Raw genomic sequence first — 18,697 nt, 5'->3', positions numbered from 1 at the left:
TGGCATGCAATACAATCTCACCAGAATCGACCCGGATGCGCCCAACGAGCAGTACCCGGTCGGTGAACGGGAAACCGTCACCGATCAACTGCTAGAGGACCAGGTCCACAAGAACATCTTCATGGGCAAACTTGAAGATGTGCTGCGTGGCGCGGTCAATTGGGGCCGCAAGAACTCCCTCTGGCCGTACAACTTCGGCCTGTCCTGCTGCTACGTGGAAATGACCACGGCCTTCACGGCACCCCACGACATCGCCCGCTTCGGCGCCGAAGTCATCCGGGCCTCGCCGCGTCAGGCCGACTTCATGGTCATTGCCGGTACCTGCTTCGTGAAGATGGCGCCGATCATCCAGCGCCTGTACGAGCAGATGCTCGAACCAAAATGGGTCATTTCCATGGGTTCGTGCGCCAACTCCGGTGGCATGTACGACATCTACTCGGTCGTTCAGGGGGTCGACAAGTTCCTCCCCGTGGACGTCTATGTGCCTGGCTGCCCGCCACGCCCTGAGGCTTTCCTGCAAGGCTTGATGCTGTTGCAGGAGTCGATCGGCCAAGAACGACGCCCGCTTTCCTGGGTTGTTGGTGATCAAGGTATTTACCGTGCCGAGATGCCAGCCCAGAAAGACCTGCGTCGTGAGCAGCGCATTGCAGTAACCAACCTGCGCAGCCCCGACGAAGTCTGATCCAGCGACCTGCCGCCCGCTCCCGAAGGAGCCGGCGGCCTGGCTTCATTCTTAACGTTGACCCAAAGCGACCGAGACCATGACAGCGGACAACGCTATTTTCATTCCGCCCTACAAGGCTGACGACCAGGATGTGGTCGTCGAACTGAACAACCGTTTTGGCGCCGAAGCATTCGTCGCCCAGGAGACCCGCACCGGCATGCCCGTGCTGTGGGTAAAACGCGCCCAGCTCAAAGAGGTGCTCAGCTTCCTGCGCGGCGTCGCCAAGCCTTACAGCATGCTGTACGACCTGCATGGCGTCGACGAGCGCCTGCGCACCCAGCGCCGTGGTCTGCCAGCCGCCGATTTCAGCGTGTTCTACCACCTGTTGTCGATCGAGCGTAACAGCGATGTGATGATCAAGGTGTCGCTCAGCGAAGGCGACCTGAACCTGCCGACCGTGACGGGCATCTGGCCAAACGCCAACTGGTACGAGCGCGAAGTCTGGGACATGTTCGGCATCGACTTTGCCGGCCACCCGCACCTCAGCCGCATCATGATGCCGCCGACCTGGGAAGGTCACCCGCTGCGCAAGGACTACCCTGCCCGTGCGACCGAGTTCGACCCCTACAGCCTGACCCTGGCCAAGCAGCAGCTTGAAGAGGAATCGGCACGCTTCAACCCGGAAGCCTGGGGCATGAAACGTCAGGGCGCCAACGAGGACTACATGTTCCTCAACCTCGGCCCCAACCACCCTTCGGCGCACGGTGCGTTCCGTATCGTCCTGCAGCTGGACGGTGAAGAAATCGTCGACTGCGTACCGGACATCGGCTACCACCACCGTGGCGCCGAAAAAATGGCCGAGCGCCAGTCCTGGCACAGCTTCATCCCCTATACCGACCGTATCGATTACCTCGGCGGGGTGATGAACAACCTGCCGTACGTGCTTGCGGTAGAGAAGCTGGCCGGCATCAAGGTGCCGCAGAAGGTCGACGTGATTCGCATCATGCTGGCCGAGTTCTTCCGCATCACCAGCCACCTGCTGTTCCTGGGTACCTACATCCAGGACGTCGGCGCCATGACCCCGGTGTTCTTCACCTTCACCGACCGCCAGCGCGCCTACACCGTGATCGAAGCGATCACCGGTTTCCGCCTGCACCCGGCCTGGTACCGCATCGGTGGCGTCGCCCACGACCTGCCACGTGGCTGGGACAAGCTGGTCAAGGACTTCGTCGAATGGCTGCCCAAGCGCCTCGACGAATACACCAAGGCCGCCCTGCAAAACAGCATCCTCAAGGGCCGTACCATCGGCGTTGCCGCGTACAACACCAAGGAAGCGCTGGAATGGGGCACCACCGGTGCCGGCTTGCGTGCCACCGGTTGCAACTTCGACCTGCGTAAAGCCCGCCCTTACTCCGGCTACGAGAACTTCGAGTTCGAAGTACCGCTGGCCCACAACGGCGATGCCTACGATCGCTGCATGGTCCGTGTCGAGGAGATGCGTCAGAGTATCCGCATCATCGACCAGTGCCTGCGCAACATGCCGGAAGGCCCGTACAAGGCGGATCACCCGCTGACGACGCCGCCGCCGAAAGAGCGCACCCTGCAGCACATCGAGACCCTGATCACGCACTTCCTGCAAGTCTCGTGGGGCCCGGTCATGCCGGCCAACGAGTCGTTCCAGATGATCGAAGCGACCAAGGGCATCAACAGTTACTACCTGACGAGCGATGGCGGCACCATGAGCTACCGCACCCGGATCCGCACCCCGAGCTACCCGCACCTGCAGCAGATCCCTTCGGTGATCAAAGGCAGCATGGTCGCCGACCTCATTGCGTACCTGGGCAGTATCGACTTCGTTATGGCTGACGTGGACCGCTAAGCATGAACAGCACGCTTATCCAGACAGACCGTTTCGCCCTGAGCGAAACCGAGCGCTCGGCCATCGAGCACGAAATGCATCACTACGAGGACCCGCGCGCGGCGTCCATCGAAGCCCTGAAGATCGTCCAGAAGGAGCGTGGCTGGGTGCCAGACGGCGCCATTCACGCCATCGGCGAAGTGCTGGGCATTCCGGCCAGCGACGTCGAGGGTGTCGCCACCTTCTACAGCCAGATCTTCCGCCAACCGGTCGGCCGCCACATCATCCGCGTGTGCGACAGCATGGTCTGCTACATCGGCGGCCATGAGTCGGTGGTCAGCCAGATTGAGAGCGAGCTGGGCATCGGCCTCGGCCAGACCACCGCCGACGGCCGTTTCACCCTGCTGCCCGTGTGCTGCCTGGGCAACTGCGACAAGGCCCCGGCGCTGATGATCGACGACGACACCTTCGGTGACGTGCAGCCGGCTGGCGTTTCCAAACTGCTGGAGGGTTACGTATGACCATTACTTCCTTCGGCCCGGCCAACCGCATCGCGCGCTCGGCCGAAACCCACCCGCTGACCTGGCGCCTGCGTGACGACGGCGAGCCGGTCTGGCTGGCCGAGTACGAATCGAAGAACGGCTACGCCGCAGCCCGCAAGGCGCTGGCGCAAATGTCCGCCGACGACATCGTGCAAAGCGTCAAGGACTCCGGCCTCAAGGGCCGTGGCGGTGCAGGCTTCCCCACTGGCGTGAAGTGGGGCCTGATGCCCAAAGACGAATCCATGAACATCCGCTACCTGCTGTGCAACGCGGACGAAATGGAGCCGAACACCTGGAAGGACCGCATGCTGATGGAGCAACAGCCCCATCTGCTGGTCGAGGGCATGCTGATCAGCGCCCGCGCCCTCAAGGCCTACCGCGGCTACATCTTCCTGCGTGGCGAATACACCACCGCAGCGAAGAACCTCAACCGCGCCATCGATGAAGCCAAGGCCGCCGGCCTGCTGGGCAAGAACATCCTGGGCAGCGGTTTCGATTTCGAGCTGTTCGTGCACACCGGTGCCGGCCGCTACATCTGCGGTGAAGAAACCGCGCTGATCAACTCGCTGGAAGGCCGCCGCGCCAACCCGCGCTCCAAGCCGCCCTTCCCTGCCGCCGTTGGCGTGTGGGGCAAGCCGACGTGCGTGAACAACGTCGAAACCCTGTGCAACGTCCCGGCCATCGTCGCCAACGGCAACGACTGGTACAAGTCGCTGGCCCGCGAAGGCAGCGAAGACCATGGCACCAAGCTGATGGGCTTCTCCGGCAAGGTAAAGAACCCAGGCCTGTGGGAACTGCCATTCGGCGTTACCGCGCGCGAACTGTTCGAAGACTACGCCGGTGGCATGCGCGATGGCTTCAAGCTCAAGTGCTGGCAGCCAGGCGGCGCCGGTACCGGCTTCCTGCTGCCTGAGCACCTCGATGCGCAAATGTACGCCGGTGGCATCGCCAAGGTCGGCACCCGTATGGGTACTGGCCTGGCCATGGCGGTCGACGACAGCATCAACATGGTGTCGCTGCTGCGCAACATGGAAGAGTTCTTCGCCCGCGAGTCGTGCGGCTGGTGCACGCCATGCCGTGACGGCCTGCCGTGGAGCGTGAAGATGCTGCGTGCACTGGAAAGAGGCCAGGGCCGCGCCGAAGACATCGAGACGCTGCTGGGGCTGGTCAACTTCCTCGGCCCAGGCCGTACCTTCTGTGCTCACGCACCGGGTGCCGTCGAGCCGCTGGGCAGTGCCATCAAATACTTCCGCTCGGAGTTCGAGGCCGGTGTGGCGCCAGAAAGCGCTGCCACCCTGCGCCCCGACCTGGCGAAGCCGATCGTGGTCGGCGCATAACAAGATGATTAGGCGGGTGGTCCGTGCCACTCGCCAGCTTACCGGCAGGCCCGAGCAATCGAGGCGTGTCGCAAGCTCACCGATTTCCATTAGCCACGCCCGCTCACGCGGGCCAACGAAGAACTTTGAACAATGGCCACTATCCACGTAGACGGCAAAGCGCTCGAAGTCAACGGTGCAGACAACCTGTTACAGGCGTGTCTGTCGCTCGGCCTCGACATCCCTTATTTCTGCTGGCACCCGGCGCTTGGTAGCGTTGGCGCCTGCCGGCAGTGCGCAGTCAAGCAGTACACCGACGAGAACGACACCCGTGGTCGTATCGTCATGTCCTGCATGACCCCTGCTTCCGACGGCACCTGGATCTCCATCGACGACGAAGAGTCGAAGGCGTTCCGCGCCAGCGTCGTCGAATGGCTGATGACCAACCACCCGCACGACTGCCCGGTGTGCGAGGAAGGCGGTCACTGCCACCTGCAGGACATGACGGTAATGACCGGCCACAACGAGCGCCGCTACCGTTTCACCAAGCGTACCCACCAGAACCAGGACCTCGGCCCGTTCATCGCCCATGAGATGAACCGCTGCATCGCCTGCTACCGTTGCGTGCGCTACTACAAGGACTACGCCGGTGGTACCGACCTGGGCGTATACGGCGCCCACGACAACGTGTACTTCGGCCGCGTCGAAGACGGTGTGCTGGAAAGCGAGTTCTCCGGCAACCTGACCGAGGTCTGCCCGACCGGCGTATTCACCGACAAGACCCACTCCGAGCGCTACAACCGCAAGTGGGACATGCAGTTCGCCCCAAGCATCTGCCATGGCTGCTCCAGCGGCTGCAACATCAGCCCGGGTGAGCGCTACGGCGAACTGCGCCGTATCGAAAACCGCTTCAACGGTTCGGTCAACCAGTACTTCCTGTGCGACCGCGGCCGCTTCGGCTACGGCTACGTCAACCGCAAGGACCGCCCACGCCAGCCACAACTGGCCGACGGCACCAAGCTGGGCCTGGACGCCGCCCTGGACAAGGCCGCCGACCTGCTGCGCGGCCGTACCATCGTCGGTATCGGCTCGCCACGCGCCAGCCTCGAAAGCAACTACGGCCTGCGTGAGCTGGTCGGCGCCGAATACTTCTACTCGGGCATGGAAGCTGGCGAACTGGCCCGCGTACGCCTGGCCCTGAACGTGCTGAACAACAGCCCGCTGCCCGTGCCGACCCTGCGCGACATCGAAGACCACGACGCCGTGTTTGTGCTCGGTGAAGACCTGACCCAGACCGCTGCCCGCGTTGCCCTGGCCGTGCGCCAGGCCACCAAAGGCAAGGCCGAGGCCATGGCCGAAGCCATGAAAGTGCAGCCTTGGCTCGACGCTGCCGTGAAGAACATTGGCCAGCACGCGCTGTACCCGCTGTTCATCGCATCCCTGGCTGAAACCAAGCTGGACGACGTCGCCGAAGAGTGCGTACACGCCGCACCGGCCGACCTGGCCCGCATCGGTTTCGCCGTGGCCCACGCCATCGACCCGAGCGCCCCTGCCGTCGCCGGCCTGGACGACGAAGCCCAGGCCCTGGCCCAGCGCATCGCCGACGCCCTGGTCGCCGCCAAGCGCCCACTGGTCGTAGCCGGTACTTCGCTGGCCGACCCGGCGCTGATCGAAGCGGCTGCCAACATCGCCAAGGCCCTGAAGCTGCGCGAGAAAAACGGCTCGCTGAGCCTGGTGGTGCCTGAGGCCAACAGCCTCGGCCTGGCCATGCTCGGTGGCGAGTCGGTCGATGCCGCCCTGGACGCGGTCATCAGCGGCAAAGCCGATGCCATCGTGGTGCTGGAAAACGACCTGTACGCCCGCGTACCGGCCGCCAAGGTCGATGCTGCCCTGGCTGCGGCCAAGGTGGTGATCGTTGCCGATCACTCCAAAACCGCCACCGTCGACCGCGCCCACCTGGTGCTGCCGGCCGCCTCGTTCGCCGAAGGCGACGGTACCCTGGTCAGCCAGGAAGGCCGTGCCCAGCGCTTCTTCCAGGTGTTCGACCCGCAGTACCTGGACAGCAGCATCCAGATCCACGAAGGCTGGCGCTGGATGCACGCCCTGCGTGCCACCCTGCTGAACAAGCCGGTCGACTGGACCCAGCTGGACCACGTCACCAGCGCCTGCGCCGAAGCCGCTCCGCAACTGGCCGGCATCGTCAACGCCGCGCCGAGCGCTGCGTTCCGCATCAAGGGCATGAAGCTGGCCCGTGAGCCGCTGCGCTACTCCGGCCGTACCGCCATGCGTGCCAACATCAGTGTGCACGAGCCGCGCACCCCGCAAGACAAGGACACCGCGTTCGCCTTCTCCATGGAAGGCTACTCGGGTTCGGCCGAACCGCGCCAGCAGGTGCCGTTCGCCTGGTCGCCGGGCTGGAACTCCCCACAAGCCTGGAACAAGTTTCAGGACGAGGTCGGTGGCCACCTGCGTGCCGGTGACCCAGGCGTACGCCTGATCGAATCGCAAGGCGACCGCCTGAACTGGTTCAACGCCATTCCGGGGGCCTTCAACCCGGCCCGTGGCACCTGGACTGCCGTGCCGTTCTTCCACCTGTTCGGCAGCGAAGAAAGCTCCTCGCGCGCTGCTCCGGTCCAAGAACGCATCCCGGCTGCCTACGTGGCCCTGGCCAAGTCCGAAGCCGACCGCCTGGGCGTCAACGAAGGCGCCCTGCTGAGCCTGAACGTCGCCGGTGTGGCCCTGCGCCTGCCGCTGCGTATCAATGAAGAGCTGGGCGCTGGCCTGGTCGCGCTGCCGAAAGGCCTGGCTGGCATTCCGCCTGCCATCTTCGGTGCATCCGTCGAAGGTCTGCAGGAGGCAGCACAATGAGCTGGTTCACCCCCGAAGTGATCGATGTGATCCTCACCGTGCTGCGGGCCATCGTGGTCCTGCTGGCGGTGGTGGTCTGCGGTGCGCTGCTCAGCTTCGTCGAGCGCCGCCTGCTGGGCTGGTGGCAGGACCGTTACGGTCCGAACCGCGTCGGCCCGTTCGGCATGTTCCAGATCGCTGCCGACATGCTGAAGATGTTCTTCAAGGAAGACTGGAACCCACCCTTCGTCGATCGCGTGATCTTCACCCTGGCACCGGTAGTGGCCATGAGCGCCCTGCTGATCGCCTTCGTGGTCATCCCGATCACCCCGACCTGGGGCGTTGCCGACCTGAACATCGGCCTGCTGTTCTTCTTCGCCATGGCCGGCCTGTCGGTCTACGCGGTGCTGTTCGCCGGCTGGTCGTCGAACAACAAGTACGCCCTGCTGGGCAGCTTGCGTGCTTCGGCACAGACCGTGTCGTACGAAGTGTTCCTGGGCCTGGCGCTGATGGGCGTGGTGGTGCAGGTGGGTTCGTTCAACATGCGCGACATCGTTGAGTACCAGGCGCAGAACCTGTGGTTCATCATTCCGCAGTTCTTCGGCTTCTGCACCTTCTTCATCGCTGGCGTCGCCGTGACTCACCGTCACCCGTTCGACCAGCCGGAAGCAGAACAGGAACTGGCCGACGGCTACCACATCGAGTATGCCGGCATGAAGTGGGGCATGTTCTTCGTCGGTGAGTACATCGGCATCATCCTCATCTCGGCGCTGCTGGTAACCCTGTTCTTCGGCGGCTGGCACGGCCCGTTCGGCATCCTGCCGCAACTGTCGTTCCTGTGGTTCGCCCTGAAGACCGCGTTCTTCATCATGCTGTTCATCCTGCTGCGCGCCTCGATCCCGCGCCCACGCTATGACCAGGTGATGGACTTCAGCTGGAAGTTCTGCCTGCCGCTGACCCTGATCAATTTGCTGGTGACCGCTGCGATCGTGCTCTACAACACGCCAGCCGTCGCGGCCCAGTGAGGATTTGACCCATGTTCAAGTATATCGGCGACATCGTTAAGGGCACCGGCACCCAGCTGCGCAGCCTGGCAATGGTGTTCTCCCACGGGTTCCGCAAGCGCGACACCCTGCAGTACCCCGAAGAACCCGTGTACCTGCCGCCGCGCTACCGCGGCCGCATCGTCCTCACCCGCGACCCCGATGGCGAGGAGCGCTGCGTAGCGTGCAACCTCTGCGCGGTGGCCTGCCCGGTTGGCTGCATTTCGCTGCAGAAGGCCGAGACAGAGGACGGCCGCTGGTACCCGGAGTTCTTCCGCATCAACTTCTCGCGTTGCATTTTCTGCGGCCTGTGTGAAGAAGCGTGCCCGACCACCGCAATCCAGCTGACTCCGGATTTCGAAATGGCCGAGTTCAAGCGTCAGGACCTGGTGTACGAGAAAGAAGATCTGCTGATCTCCGGCCCCGGCAAGAACCCTGACTACAACTTCTACCGTGTTGCGGGTATGGCAATCGCTGGCAAGCCGAAGGGCTCTGCACAGAACGAAGCCGAGCCGATCAACGTGAAGAGCTTGCTCCCATAAGGACAGAAAGATGGAATTCGCTTTCTACTTCGCATCCGGGATCGCCGTGGTCTCCACCCTTCGGGTGGTAACTGGCACCAACCCCGTGCACGCCTTGCTTTACCTGATCATTTCGCTGATTTCCGTGGCCATGATCTTCTTCGCACTGGGTGCGCCGTTTGCCGGCGCCCTGGAAGTGATCGCCTACGCCGGCGCCATCATGGTGCTGTTCGTGTTCGTGGTGATGATGCTCAACCTCGGGCCGGCTTCGGTCGCCCAGGAACGGGGCTGGCTCAAGCCCGGCATCTGGGCCGGGCCGGTAATCCTCGGCGCCCTGCTGCTGGCGGAGCTGCTGTACGTGCTGTTCGTCACCCCGAGTGGCGCCGGCATCAGCGGTACCACCGTGGGCCCGAAAGCCGTGGGCATCAGCCTGTTCGGCCCTTACCTGCTGGTGGTCGAACTGGCGTCGATGCTGCTGCTGGCTGCAGCCGTCACCGCCTTCCACCTGGGCCGCAACGAGGCGAAGGAGTAAATCATGGGTGCTATCCCTCTCGAACATGGTCTGGCGGTCGCAGGCATCCTGTTCTGCTTAGGTCTGGTTGGCCTGATGGTCCGCCGCAACATCCTCTTCGTGCTCATGAGCCTGGAAGTCATGATGAACGCCTCTGCCCTGGCGTTCGTCGTCGCCGGTGCCCGTTGGGTCCAGCCCGACGGTCAGGTGATGTTCATTCTGGTGATCAGCCTGGCAGCCGCCGAGGCCAGCATTGGCCTGGCCATCCTGCTGCAGCTGTATCGCCGCTTCCACACTCTCGACATCGATGCTGCCAGTGAGATGCGCGGATGAACCTTCTCTTCCTGACTTTCGTCTTTCCCCTCATCGGCTTCCTGCTGCTGTCGTTCTCGCGTGGACGGTTCTCGGAGAACCTGTCCGCCCTGATCGGCGTCGGCTCGGTAGGCCTGTCGGCCGCCACGGCCGCTTACGTCATCTGGCAGTTCAACGTCGCCCCGCCTGAGGGCGGCGCGTACAGCCAGCTGCTGTGGCAGTGGATGTCGGTGGACGGCTTCGCGCCGAACTTCACCCTGTATCTGGACGGCCTGTCGGTCACCATGCTCGGTGTGGTGACCGGTGTCGGCTTCCTGATCCACCTGTTCGCATCCTGGTACATGCGTGGCGAAGCCGGCTACTCGCGCTTCTTCTCGTACACCAACCTGTTCATCGCCAGCATGCTGTTCCTGGTCCTCGGCGATAACCTGCTGTTCATCTACTTCGGCTGGGAAGGCGTGGGCCTGTGCTCGTACCTGTTGATCGGTTTCTACTACAGCAACCGCAACAACGGTAACGCAGCACTCAAGGCATTCATCGTCACCCGTATCGGCGACGTGTTCATGGCCATCGGCCTGTTCATCCTGTTCGCCCAGCTGGGCACCCTGAACGTGCAGGAACTGCTGGTGCTGGCACCGCAGAAGTTCCAGGCTGGCGACACCTGGATGGTGCTGGCCACGCTGATGCTGCTGGGTGGTGCGGTCGGTAAATCGGCACAGCTGCCATTGCAGACCTGGTTGGCCGACGCCATGGCGGGCCCGACTCCGGTTTCGGCACTGATCCACGCCGCAACCATGGTGACCGCGGGCGTGTACCTGATCGCCCGTACCAACGGCCTGTTCCTGCTTGCGCCGGACATCCTGCACCTTGTAGGTGTGGTCGGTGGCGTGACCCTGGTACTGGCAGGCTTCGCTGCGCTGGTACAGACCGATATCAAGCGTATCCTCGCCTACTCGACCATGAGCCAGATCGGCTACATGTTCCTGGCCCTGGGCGTGGGTGCCTGGGACGCGGCGATCTTCCACCTGATGACCCACGCCTTCTTCAAGGCCCTGCTGTTCCTTGCCTCCGGTGCGGTGATCGTTGCCTGCCACCACGAGCAGAACATCTTCAAGATGGGCGGCCTGTGGAAGAAACTGCCCCTGGCCTACGCCAGCTTCGTGGTCGGTGGTGCGGCACTGGCGGCCCTGCCGATCGTGACCGTAGGCTTCTACTCCAAGGACGAGATCCTCTGGGAAGCCTTCGCCAGCGGCAACACCGGCCTGCTGTATGCCGGTCTGGTAGGCGCGTTCATGACCTCGCTGTACACCTTCCGCCTGATCTTCATCGCCTTCCACGGCGAAGCCAAGACCGAAGCCCACGCTGGCCACGGCATCAGCCACTGGCTGCCGCTGGGCGTGCTGATCGTGCTGTCGACCTTCGTCGGCGCCTGGATCACCCCGCCGCTGGCCGGTGTGCTGCCGGAAAGCGCCGGCCATGCCGGTGGCGAAGCCAAGCACGCGCTGGAGATCACCTCGGGTGCCATCGCCATCGCCGGTATCCTGCTGGCCGCCCTGCTGTTCCTGGGCAAGCGCCGCTTCGTCAGCGCCGTCGCCAACAGTGGCATCGGTCGCGTCCTGTCGGCCTGGTGGTTCGCTGCCTGGGGCTTCGACTGGATCTACGACAAGCTTTTCGTCAAACCGTACCTGCTGATCAGCCACATCCTGCGCAAGGACCCGGTTGACCGCACCATCGGCCTGATTCCTCGGATGGCGCGTGGTGGCCACGTGGCCATGAGCAAGACCGAGACTGGCCAACTGCGCTGGTACACCGCCTCTATCGCCGTGGGTGCCGTGCTGGTGCTCGGTGCCGTGGTAGTGGCTGCGGTATGACTATGAATCTTGCGACTTTGCCAAAGGAAACCAACCCGTCATGATTTTGCCTTGGCTGATCCTGATCCCCTTCATCGGCGGCTTCCTCTGCTGGCTGGGTGAGCGCTTCGGCGCCACCCTGCCGCGCTGGATTGCGCTGCTTACCATGTCCCTGCTGCTTGGCATCGGCCTGTGGCTGTGGGGTACCGGCGACTACACCCTTGCTCCCGCCCCGGGCGCCGAACCGGCCTGGGCTCTCGAATACAAAGTCGAGTGGATCAAGCGTTTCGGCATCAGCATCCACCTGGCCCTGGACGGCCTGTCGCTGCTGATGATCCTGCTCACCGGCCTGCTCGGTGTGCTGTCGGTCCTGTGTTCCTGGAAAGAGATCCAGCGCCACGTCGGCTTCTTCCACCTCAACCTGATGTGGATCCTCGGCGGCGTGGTCGGTGTGTTCCTGGCCCTGGACCTGTTCCTGTTCTTCTTCTTCTGGGAAATGATGCTGGTGCCGATGTACTTCCTCATCGCGCTCTGGGGTCACAGCTCGGCAGACGGCAAGAAGACCCGGATCTACGCGGCGACCAAGTTCTTCATCTTCACCCAGGCCAGCGGCCTGATCATGCTGGTGGCGATCCTGGGCCTGGTGCTGGTCAACTACAACACCACTGGCGTGCTCACCTTCAACTACAGCGACCTGCTCAAGGCCGAGTTGCCAGCCGGTATCGAGTACGTGCTGATGCTGGGCTTCTTCATCGCCTTCGCGGTGAAGCTGCCGGTGGTGCCGTTCCACTCCTGGCTGCCTGACGCTCACGCCCAGGCACCGACCGCAGGCTCGGTGGACCTGGCGGGTATCTTGCTGAAGACCGCGGCCTACGGCCTGCTACGCTTCGCCCTGCCGCTGTTCCCGAACGCCTCGGCCGAGTTCGCGCCGATCGCCATGACCCTGGGCCTGATCGGTATCTTCTACGGTGCCTTCCTGGCCTTCGCACAAACCGACATCAAGCGCCTGATCGCCTTCTCCAGCGTCTCGCACATGGGCTTCGTGCTGATCGGTATCTACTCCGGCAGCCAGCAGGCCCTGCAAGGTGCGGTGATCCAGATGCTGGCCCACGGCCTGTCGGCTGCGGCGCTGTTCATCCTGTCCGGCCAGCTGTACGAGCGCCTGCACACCCGTGACATGCGTCAGATGGGTGGCCTGTGGCACCGCATCGCCTACCTGCCGGCCATCAGCCTGTTCTTCGCAGCGGCATCGTTGGGCCTGCCAGGCACCGGCAACTTCGTCGGCGAGTTCCTGATCCTGATCGGCAGCTTCGTGCACGTGCCGTGGATCACCGTGATCGCCACTACCGGCCTGGTGTTCGGTTCTGTTTACTCGCTGATCATGATCCACCGTGCCTACTTCGGCCCGGCCAAGACCGACACCGTGCTGGCCGGCATGGACGGTCGCGAACTGATCATGGTTCTGGGTCTGGCGGTATTGCTGATCCTGCTGGGCGTGTATCCGCAGCCGTTCCTCGACACCTCTGCCGCCACCATGAGTGGTGTGCAGCAGTGGCTCGGATCCGCTTTCACTCAACTCGCTTCGGCCCGGTAAGAGCGCTATGGAATTCACCACTCAACACTTCATCGCATTGGCGCCGATGCTGATCACCACCATCACCACGGTGGTGGTGATGCTGGCGATCGCCTGGAAGCGCAACCACTCGCAGACCTTCCTGCTGTCCACCGTGGGCCTGAACCTGGCCCTGCTGTCGCTCCTGCCGGCGCTGAAGGTCGCGCCGCTGGCGGTCACCTCGCTGATCACCATCGACAAGTTCGCCTGCCTGTACATGGCGATCATCCTCGTGGCGACGCTGGCCTGCGTCACCCTCGCCCACGCCTACCTCGGCGAGGGCGCCAAGGGTTTCCCGGGCAACCGTGAAGAACTGTACCTGTTGCTGCTGATGTCGGCCCTCGGTGGCCTGGTGCTGGTCAGCGCCAACCACCTGGCCGGCCTGTTCATCGGCCTGGAGCTGTTGTCGGTACCGGTCTATGGCCTGGTGGCGTATGCCTTCTTCAACAAGCGATCGCTGGAAGCCGGCATCAAGTACATGGTGCTGTCGGCCGCAGGCTCGGCTTTCCTGCTGTTCGGCATGGCCCTGCTGTACGCCGACGCCGGCAGCCTGAGCTTCGACCAGATCGGCAAGGCCCTGGCTACCACCAGCATGCCAAGCCTGGTGGCCCAGCTGGGCCTGGGCATGATGCTGGTTGGCCTGGCCTTCAAGCTGTCGCTGGTACCGTTCCATCTGTGGACTCCGGACGTGTACGAAGGCGCTCCGGCGCCGGTCGCCGCGTTCCTGGCAACCGCCAGCAAGGTGGCAGTATTCGCCGTTGTCGTACGCCTGTTCATGCTCTCCCCTGCTGCCAGCAGCGGCGTGCTCAGCACCGTACTGGCGGTGATTGCCGTAGCCTCGATCCTGATTGGTAACCTGCTGGCACTGACCCAGAGCAACCTCAAGCGTCTGCTGGGTTACTCGTCCATCGCCCACTTCGGTTACCTGGTCATCGCGTTGGTCGCCAGCAAGGGCCTGGCCCTGGAAGCCATGGGCGTTTACCTGGTCACCTACGTGATCACCAGCCTGGGCGCCTTCGGTGTCATCACCCTGATGTCCTCGCCGTACGGCGGCCGTGACGCCGATGCCCTGTACGAGTACCGCGGCCTGTTCTGGCGCCGCCCGTACCTGACAGCGGTACTGACCGTGATGATGCTGTCGCTGGCGGGTATCCCGCTGACCGCCGGCTTCATCGGCAAGTTCTACATCATCGCTACCGGCGTCGAATCGCACCTGTGGTGGTTGGTCGGTGCGCTGGTGATCGGTAGCGCCATCGGCGTGTACTATTACCTGCGCGTCATGGTTACCCTTTACCTGGTCGAGCCGAACCTGCGTCGTCACGACGCCCCGCTCAAGTGGGAACAGCGCACCGGCGGCGTCATGCTGCTGGCTATCGCCATTCTCGCTTTCGTACTGGGTGTGTACCCGCAGCCCCTGCTGGAAATGGTTCAGCAAGCGGGCCTGCAACTGATCGGTTGATCACCCCGGCAGCGCCGGTAACAGAAAACACCCCGCCTAGGCGGGGTGTTTTTTTATCTGCACGTTTTGCTACCTGCGCCCACGGGTGCCTCACTCACTCGGGCAGCCCTGACCTGCGCCCGGCAAGGCGGCCTTGCGCAAATCACCATTGGCCGAAGGCAGGTACACTTCCGGGTTGGGCATGCCGCTGGGGGAGAGTTCATGGGTCATTTCGAATTCGGCGCGCACTGACCAGCCACACGCCTCGGTAGTGCATTGCAAATAAGCGATTCGCAGGAAAATATGGCGCCCTTCGCTAGTACGTATGCGCATCCGGCTGTGGCAATGCGGGCAAACCAGCTTGTAAGTACTCACGGCAAGTACCTGCTAGCATTGCCCAGGCTAGTCTGTGTGTCAGTATTGGCTGCAACTGTGGGTGTATTCTTCAATTTGATGGTTCTCATTGCAGAAGTGCTCCTTAAAACGCAGGGCTGTATTCATAACGAGTAGTTTAAGCCCATGGAATATCATTAAACCAGTCATGGATATTTGTTATGAGTACTCACATACTTGCTGAGGTGCTCACGCGCCTTAAGCTTCTCACTGGCGCAAACACTGATGCCGAGCTGTCACGTGCACTGTCGGTCAGCCCGCAAACGCTGAGCAGCTGGAAGGTTCGCGAGAGCATTCCTTACTCACTTTGCATAGACATCGCCAAAAAGCATGCATGCTCACTGGACTGGCTATTGCTGGGTCAAGCCGAGCACATCGCCGCCGACCCAGGTGATGCGGGCTGGGAGTGCGAAATGCTCGAACGGCTGCGCACGCTCTCGCACAGCGATCGCCAGGCCATCCTGCTGTTCATCAAGGACAAACAGCGCATCCAGCAGTTGGAACAGCAACTGAGCGAGCTCGGCGGCGCAACCAATGGCTAACCCCGACGGCGCCAGCGCTGGATGAGCTCGCGCGGGTCGAGTGTATCCAGCCAGACCATGACCTTGAGGCTGATGGGGATCACCACCACAGCGGCCACGAATGCCGCCATGCCCCGGGTCAGCAAAGGCACCAATGACGAAACCAGTGGCTCGAACAGATGGCCCACGCCCACGGTCACGAATAGCAGCAGCAGTTTCTTGGCCAGCGTCAGGCGCCTGGCCTCACTGGTGATCAATCGATCGCGTGCCGCGCTCACCAACAATGCTCCCAGCAGCGCGGCGAACAGCACATCGCCATCCACCCCCAGGAACGTCACCAATGCCGGGGCCAGGTGGTCGAAAACAGATCGCTCAGGCATGCACTTGCCCTCCGCGCGGAACAGGCAGGCAGGCGGTTGAACCCAGGCTATACATGACCGCCGCTTCGACGAAACGGATGTAGCACACCCGCAAGGCACGCCCATGATCATGCCCGGCCACATCCTCGAGCCGCTTGTAGCCCCGCTCTCGCAGCACTGAACGCCAGCGGGCGAATTCCCGTGCTGCCTCGATGGCTGCGCAGCGCGCGGCCACTTCCAAAGCCGCGTCACTGACAGACCGCGGCAGTTGCAGGTGCTCACGCAACCTGCCCAGATCCACCCGCGGCCAGAACGGGTCATGGCAATCGGCAAAGCGCGGTAGCCGAGGATCGTTGCTCATGCGCTACCCCCTTACTGCTCGGCCAGCATGCCGTAGCGAATGGCCTTGATCACAGCAGCCACCCGGGTAGGCACTTCGAATTTGCGCAGGATGTTGGACACGTGAAAGTTCACCGTCGACTCCTTGCATTCAAGGATCTGGCCAATCTCCCACGAGCTCTTGCCATAAGCACACCACAACAGCACTTGCTGTTCACGTGGCGTCAGGCGAACCGGGGCGTCCGCCAAGGGTTGCTGCGAGTGTCGAGCGTTGTCAGTCATGTTTGAACTCCACGGGTGATTGAGCGAGGCATTGCTGCCTACTTGCAGTCACCTTACGAAGCACAGGCCACCCACCTCCACCGCCATGGTTTGTAAAGAACTTTCGTACAAGACCGCATGACGAAGGTGACGAACGATTTGCTGACTTTCTGCGTGCTCCAAGCCGCATTTCGCTCGTCTCAACGCCGTTGTCCATTCGCCTTTCGCCTGGAGTCGTACAATGCGTTCCGATTTACCCCTCTCGTCCTGCCTCGGTCTGCTGGCGGCCTTGGCTGCCACTCAGCCCGCCCTGGGGGCATCCTCGGTCGAATTGGGCCGGGTGCTGATCACCGATGAGGAGCAGAACGAGCTGACGGCAGCCAGCGAGCGCCTGCGTGAAATACCGGGGGCCAGCAACCTGGTGGACATGCAGCGCGTGGGGCAAGGCCGAGTGGCCAGCAACCAGGACGTACTGGCCTACCAGCCTGGGGTGTTCGCCCAATCGGCAGGCAACGACGGCGTCAAGCTGTCGATACGCGGCTCGGGCATCAACCGTGCGCCGGGGGCGCACGGTTCCGGTGTCTACACCATGTTCGACGGCCTGCCGTTGACCGGCCCGGGCGGTACGCCTTACGAACTGTTCGAACCGCTGTGGCTGAGCCGTGCCGAAGTGCTGCGTGGCGCCAATGGCTTTGACCAAGGCTCCCTGGCCTTGGGCGGTGCGATCAACTACGTCACCCACACCGGCTACGACGCGCCTGCACTGCAAGTACGCTACGAAGTCGGTAGCCGCGGCTACCAGCATCGGCACATCAGTTCGGGCAAGGTGCTGGGCAACCTCGACTATTACGTGGCCCTGACCGATTCGGAATATGACGGCTACCAGGCGCACAGCAGCGGCAGCGCCAAGGGCATTGCCGCCAATGCCGGTTACCGCTTCAACCCCAACCTGGAAACCCGCTTCTACCTGCGCTATCGGGAAACTGAAAACGAACTGCCCGGCCGCCTGACCAAGGACCAGATCAAGCACCACCCGCGCGCGGCCAACCCCAACTATCTGGCACGCGACGACAGCCGCCCGCAACCAGGCAGCACCTGGGTGGGCAACAAGACGACCTTCTACCTCGACGACGAGGCACGCCTGGAAGCCGGCCTGGTCTATCACGACTACCCGATGGACCTGCGCGAAGGCCCCATGCGCCTGAAGGTCGCCTACACCGATGTCAGCGGTACGCTGAACTATTTCCGCCGCGACACACTGTTCGGCCGCGAGAGCAAGACCACCGTCGGTTGGCGTACCACCAAGCACCTGCCCAACAGCGGCGCTTCGCAATTTACCCGCAATGGCGATGTGTTCGGCGAGCGCACCCGTGACTTCACCTACCAGGGCTCGGACACCGTGCTGCATGTTGGCAACGACCTGGAACTGGTCCCCAACCTGTGGCTGAGCACCGGCCTGGCCATGATCTACACGCGCCGCGAAAGTGACGTGACCTACCCCTCTGAAGGCGGCAAGGTGAGCATGCATGACTGGGACTATGCCCCCCGCTTGGGGCTACGCTACGACATTCGTCCGGACTTGCAGGTGTACGGCAACCTGAGCCGCTCGGTAGAGCCGCCACACCCGTGGTCGCTGATCTGGAGCGCGCCCAGCACCGGCGGCAAGCAGATCCAGCCGATCGAGATGCAGAACCAGACAGCCACCACCCTGGAACTGGGCGCCCGTGGCGACTCGGCCCTCGGCCGCTGGGACCTGGCCTGGTACTACTCGCAAGTACGCCACGAACTGCTGGCCGTTGAGGTAGTTCCGAACTTCACCTCGGAATTCAACGCCAGCGCTACCGTGCACCAAGGCGTGGAAGCCGGCCTCGACAGCACCCTGTGGGAGCGCGCGGGCACTGGCAAGCTGAGCTTGCGCCAGGCCTACACCTTCAGCGACTTCCACTACCGTGATGACGACACGTTTGGCGACAACCGTCTGCCCGGCATCCCCATGCACTACTACCAGGCCGAGCTGCGCTATGACTGGCCGAACGGCTTCTATGCCGGGGTCAATACACAAATGGCCTCGAAGGTGCAGGTGGACTATGCCAATAGCTACCACGCCGATGAATATGCCTTGCTCGGTGCGCGCGTTGGCTGGGACTCACCGAAACAGGACTGGCAGACCTGGCTGGACCTGCGCAACCTGACCAACCAGCGCTATGCAGCGACCGTGACGCCGGCCTACAACGACGCCGGCAAGGACAATGCCCGTTCGACACCGGGCGAAGGGTTTGGCGTATACGCGGGGGTTTCATACAGCTTCCG

18 protein-coding genes are annotated in these 18,697 nt (G+C 63.0%); 14 read left to right on the top strand and 4 right to left on the bottom strand.

Features of this window, described 5'->3' with window-relative positions:
* Positions 1–4 precede the first annotated feature (4 nt).
* The 12 genes from V7787_RS41035 to nuoN all read left to right on the top strand — a co-directional run bounded on the left by V7787_RS41035 (position 5) and on the right by nuoN (position 14,535).
* Positions 5–682: a NuoB/complex I 20 kDa subunit family protein gene (locus tag V7787_RS41035; RefSeq protein WP_003251429.1), complete on the top strand. Its 678-nt coding sequence runs from the start codon at positions 5–7 to the stop codon at positions 680–682.
* Positions 683–761: 79 nt separating this feature from the next.
* A complete protein-coding gene (gene nuoC, locus V7787_RS41030) occupies positions 762–2,543 on the top strand; it encodes an NADH-quinone oxidoreductase subunit C/D (RefSeq protein ID WP_003251431.1) in 1,782 nt (593 codons plus the stop codon).
* A 2-nt stretch (positions 2,544–2,545) separates the two neighbouring features.
* Positions 2,546–3,043 carry an NADH-quinone oxidoreductase subunit NuoE gene (gene nuoE / locus V7787_RS41025; protein WP_104886394.1) on the top strand — a complete coding sequence of 166 codons (498 nt, stop codon included), beginning with the start codon at positions 2,546–2,548 and terminating at the stop codon, positions 3,041–3,043.
* Entirely contained in the window at positions 3,040–4,401 is a 1,362-nt protein-coding gene (gene nuoF, locus V7787_RS41020) for an NADH-quinone oxidoreductase subunit NuoF (protein WP_020192000.1), read from the top strand. Before nuoE ends, nuoF begins: the two co-directional genes overlap by 4 nt.
* 132 nt (positions 4,402–4,533) lie before the next feature.
* A complete protein-coding gene (gene nuoG, locus V7787_RS41015) occupies positions 4,534–7,248 on the top strand; it encodes an NADH-quinone oxidoreductase subunit NuoG (protein WP_020192001.1) in 2,715 nt (904 codons plus the stop codon).
* Positions 7,245–8,252: an NADH-quinone oxidoreductase subunit NuoH gene (nuoH, locus tag V7787_RS41010; protein ID WP_003251440.1), complete on the top strand. Its 1,008-nt coding sequence runs from the start codon at positions 7,245–7,247 to the stop codon at positions 8,250–8,252. Before nuoG ends, nuoH begins: the two co-directional genes overlap by 4 nt.
* 11 nt (positions 8,253–8,263) lie before the next feature.
* On the top strand, positions 8,264–8,812 hold the full coding sequence (gene nuoI, locus V7787_RS41005) for an NADH-quinone oxidoreductase subunit NuoI (RefSeq protein ID WP_003251442.1): 549 nt from the start codon (positions 8,264–8,266) through the stop codon (positions 8,810–8,812).
* Positions 8,813–8,822: 10 nt separating this feature from the next.
* Positions 8,823–9,323, top strand: coding sequence for an NADH-quinone oxidoreductase subunit J (gene nuoJ / locus V7787_RS41000; protein ID WP_019438098.1), 501 nt, complete (start codon positions 8,823–8,825; stop codon positions 9,321–9,323).
* A gap of 3 nt (positions 9,324–9,326) precedes the next feature.
* Positions 9,327–9,635, top strand: coding sequence for an NADH-quinone oxidoreductase subunit NuoK (gene nuoK / locus V7787_RS40995; RefSeq protein WP_003251446.1), 309 nt, complete (start codon positions 9,327–9,329; stop codon positions 9,633–9,635).
* Positions 9,632–11,485, top strand: a complete 1,854-nt coding sequence (gene nuoL, locus V7787_RS40990) for an NADH-quinone oxidoreductase subunit L (protein ID WP_064493165.1) — start codon at positions 9,632–9,634, stop codon at positions 11,483–11,485. Before nuoK ends, nuoL begins: the two co-directional genes overlap by 4 nt.
* A gap of 40 nt (positions 11,486–11,525) precedes the next feature.
* Positions 11,526–13,058, top strand: a complete 1,533-nt coding sequence (nuoM, locus tag V7787_RS40985) for an NADH-quinone oxidoreductase subunit M (RefSeq protein ID WP_010954904.1) — start codon at positions 11,526–11,528, stop codon at positions 13,056–13,058.
* Between the two features lie 7 nt (positions 13,059–13,065).
* Positions 13,066–14,535 (top strand): NADH-quinone oxidoreductase subunit NuoN, encoded by a 1,470-nt coding sequence (gene nuoN, locus V7787_RS40980; protein ID WP_010954905.1) that lies wholly within the window; start codon positions 13,066–13,068, stop codon positions 14,533–14,535.
* A 90-nt stretch (positions 14,536–14,625) separates the two neighbouring features.
* On the opposite strand, the gene V7787_RS40975 is transcribed toward nuoN, so the two are convergent.
* A complete protein-coding gene (locus V7787_RS40975; protein WP_004576942.1) occupies positions 14,626–14,889 on the bottom strand; it encodes an ogr/Delta-like zinc finger family protein in 264 nt (87 codons plus the stop codon).
* 179 nt (positions 14,890–15,068) lie between these two features.
* Between V7787_RS40975 and V7787_RS40970 the strand changes: the two genes are divergently transcribed.
* The gene (locus tag V7787_RS40970) at positions 15,069–15,449 is read left to right on the top strand and encodes a helix-turn-helix domain-containing protein (RefSeq protein ID WP_014861245.1); all 381 of its coding nucleotides are present in this window, start codon (positions 15,069–15,071) and stop codon (positions 15,447–15,449) included.
* Here V7787_RS40970 and V7787_RS40965 read toward each other — a convergent pair.
* Genes V7787_RS40965 through V7787_RS40955 form a run of 3 tightly spaced genes read right to left on the bottom strand, consistent with a single transcriptional unit; the run spans position 15,446 to position 16,408 of the window.
* On the bottom strand, positions 15,446–15,808 hold the full coding sequence (locus V7787_RS40965; protein WP_014590308.1) for a hypothetical protein: 363 nt from the start codon (positions 15,806–15,808) through the stop codon (positions 15,446–15,448). The two genes, V7787_RS40970 and V7787_RS40965, sit on opposite strands and share 4 nt — an antisense overlap.
* Positions 15,801–16,148 carry a head completion/stabilization protein gene (locus V7787_RS40960; RefSeq protein WP_064493164.1) on the bottom strand — a complete coding sequence of 116 codons (348 nt, stop codon included), beginning with the start codon at positions 16,146–16,148 and terminating at the stop codon, positions 15,801–15,803. The genes V7787_RS40965 and V7787_RS40960 overlap by 8 nt, the downstream gene beginning before the upstream one ends.
* An 11-nt stretch (positions 16,149–16,159) precedes the next feature.
* A complete protein-coding gene (locus V7787_RS40955) occupies positions 16,160–16,408 on the bottom strand; it encodes a helix-turn-helix domain-containing protein (RefSeq protein ID WP_003251454.1) in 249 nt (82 codons plus the stop codon).
* A 220-nt stretch (positions 16,409–16,628) separates the two neighbouring features.
* Here V7787_RS40955 and V7787_RS40950 point away from each other — a divergent pair.
* Positions 16,629–18,697: TonB-dependent receptor family protein (locus V7787_RS40950; protein WP_064493163.1), on the top strand; the 2,069-nt coding region annotated here is incomplete at its 3' end.

The sequence above is a fragment of the Pseudomonas sp. CGJS7 genome (assembly GCF_036961695.1).
Note: the sequence above shows the minus strand (reverse complement) of the source record. Positions and strands in the feature narration are given on the sequence as shown.

What these genes read in the sequence shown, in the direction of transcription:
- V7787_RS41035 (WP_003251429.1), top strand. Translation starts at nt 5, where the DNA reads ATGCAATACAATCTCACCAGAATCGACCCGGATGCGCCCAACGAGCAG.
- nuoC (WP_003251431.1), top strand. Translation starts at nt 762, where the DNA reads ATGACAGCGGACAACGCTATTTTCATTCCGCCCTACAAGGCTGACGAC.
- nuoE (WP_104886394.1), top strand. Translation starts at nt 2,546, where the DNA reads ATGAACAGCACGCTTATCCAGACAGACCGTTTCGCCCTGAGCGAAACC.
- nuoF (WP_020192000.1), top strand. Translation starts at nt 3,040, where the DNA reads ATGACCATTACTTCCTTCGGCCCGGCCAACCGCATCGCGCGCTCGGCC.
- nuoG (WP_020192001.1), top strand. Translation starts at nt 4,534, where the DNA reads ATGGCCACTATCCACGTAGACGGCAAAGCGCTCGAAGTCAACGGTGCA.
- nuoH (WP_003251440.1), top strand. Translation starts at nt 7,245, where the DNA reads ATGAGCTGGTTCACCCCCGAAGTGATCGATGTGATCCTCACCGTGCTG.
- nuoI (WP_003251442.1), top strand. Translation starts at nt 8,264, where the DNA reads ATGTTCAAGTATATCGGCGACATCGTTAAGGGCACCGGCACCCAGCTG.
- nuoJ (WP_019438098.1), top strand. Translation starts at nt 8,823, where the DNA reads ATGGAATTCGCTTTCTACTTCGCATCCGGGATCGCCGTGGTCTCCACC.
- nuoK (WP_003251446.1), top strand. Translation starts at nt 9,327, where the DNA reads ATGGGTGCTATCCCTCTCGAACATGGTCTGGCGGTCGCAGGCATCCTG.
- nuoL (WP_064493165.1), top strand. Translation starts at nt 9,632, where the DNA reads ATGAACCTTCTCTTCCTGACTTTCGTCTTTCCCCTCATCGGCTTCCTG.
- nuoM (WP_010954904.1), top strand. Translation starts at nt 11,526, where the DNA reads ATGATTTTGCCTTGGCTGATCCTGATCCCCTTCATCGGCGGCTTCCTC.
- nuoN (WP_010954905.1), top strand. Translation starts at nt 13,066, where the DNA reads ATGGAATTCACCACTCAACACTTCATCGCATTGGCGCCGATGCTGATC.
- V7787_RS40970 (WP_014861245.1), top strand. Translation starts at nt 15,069, where the DNA reads ATGAGTACTCACATACTTGCTGAGGTGCTCACGCGCCTTAAGCTTCTC.
- V7787_RS40965 (WP_014590308.1), bottom strand. Translation starts at nt 15,808, where the DNA reads ATGCCTGAGCGATCTGTTTTCGACCACCTGGCCCCGGCATTGGTGACG.
- V7787_RS40960 (WP_064493164.1), bottom strand. Translation starts at nt 16,148, where the DNA reads ATGAGCAACGATCCTCGGCTACCGCGCTTTGCCGATTGCCATGACCCG.
- V7787_RS40955 (WP_003251454.1), bottom strand. Translation starts at nt 16,408, where the DNA reads ATGACTGACAACGCTCGACACTCGCAGCAACCCTTGGCGGACGCCCCG.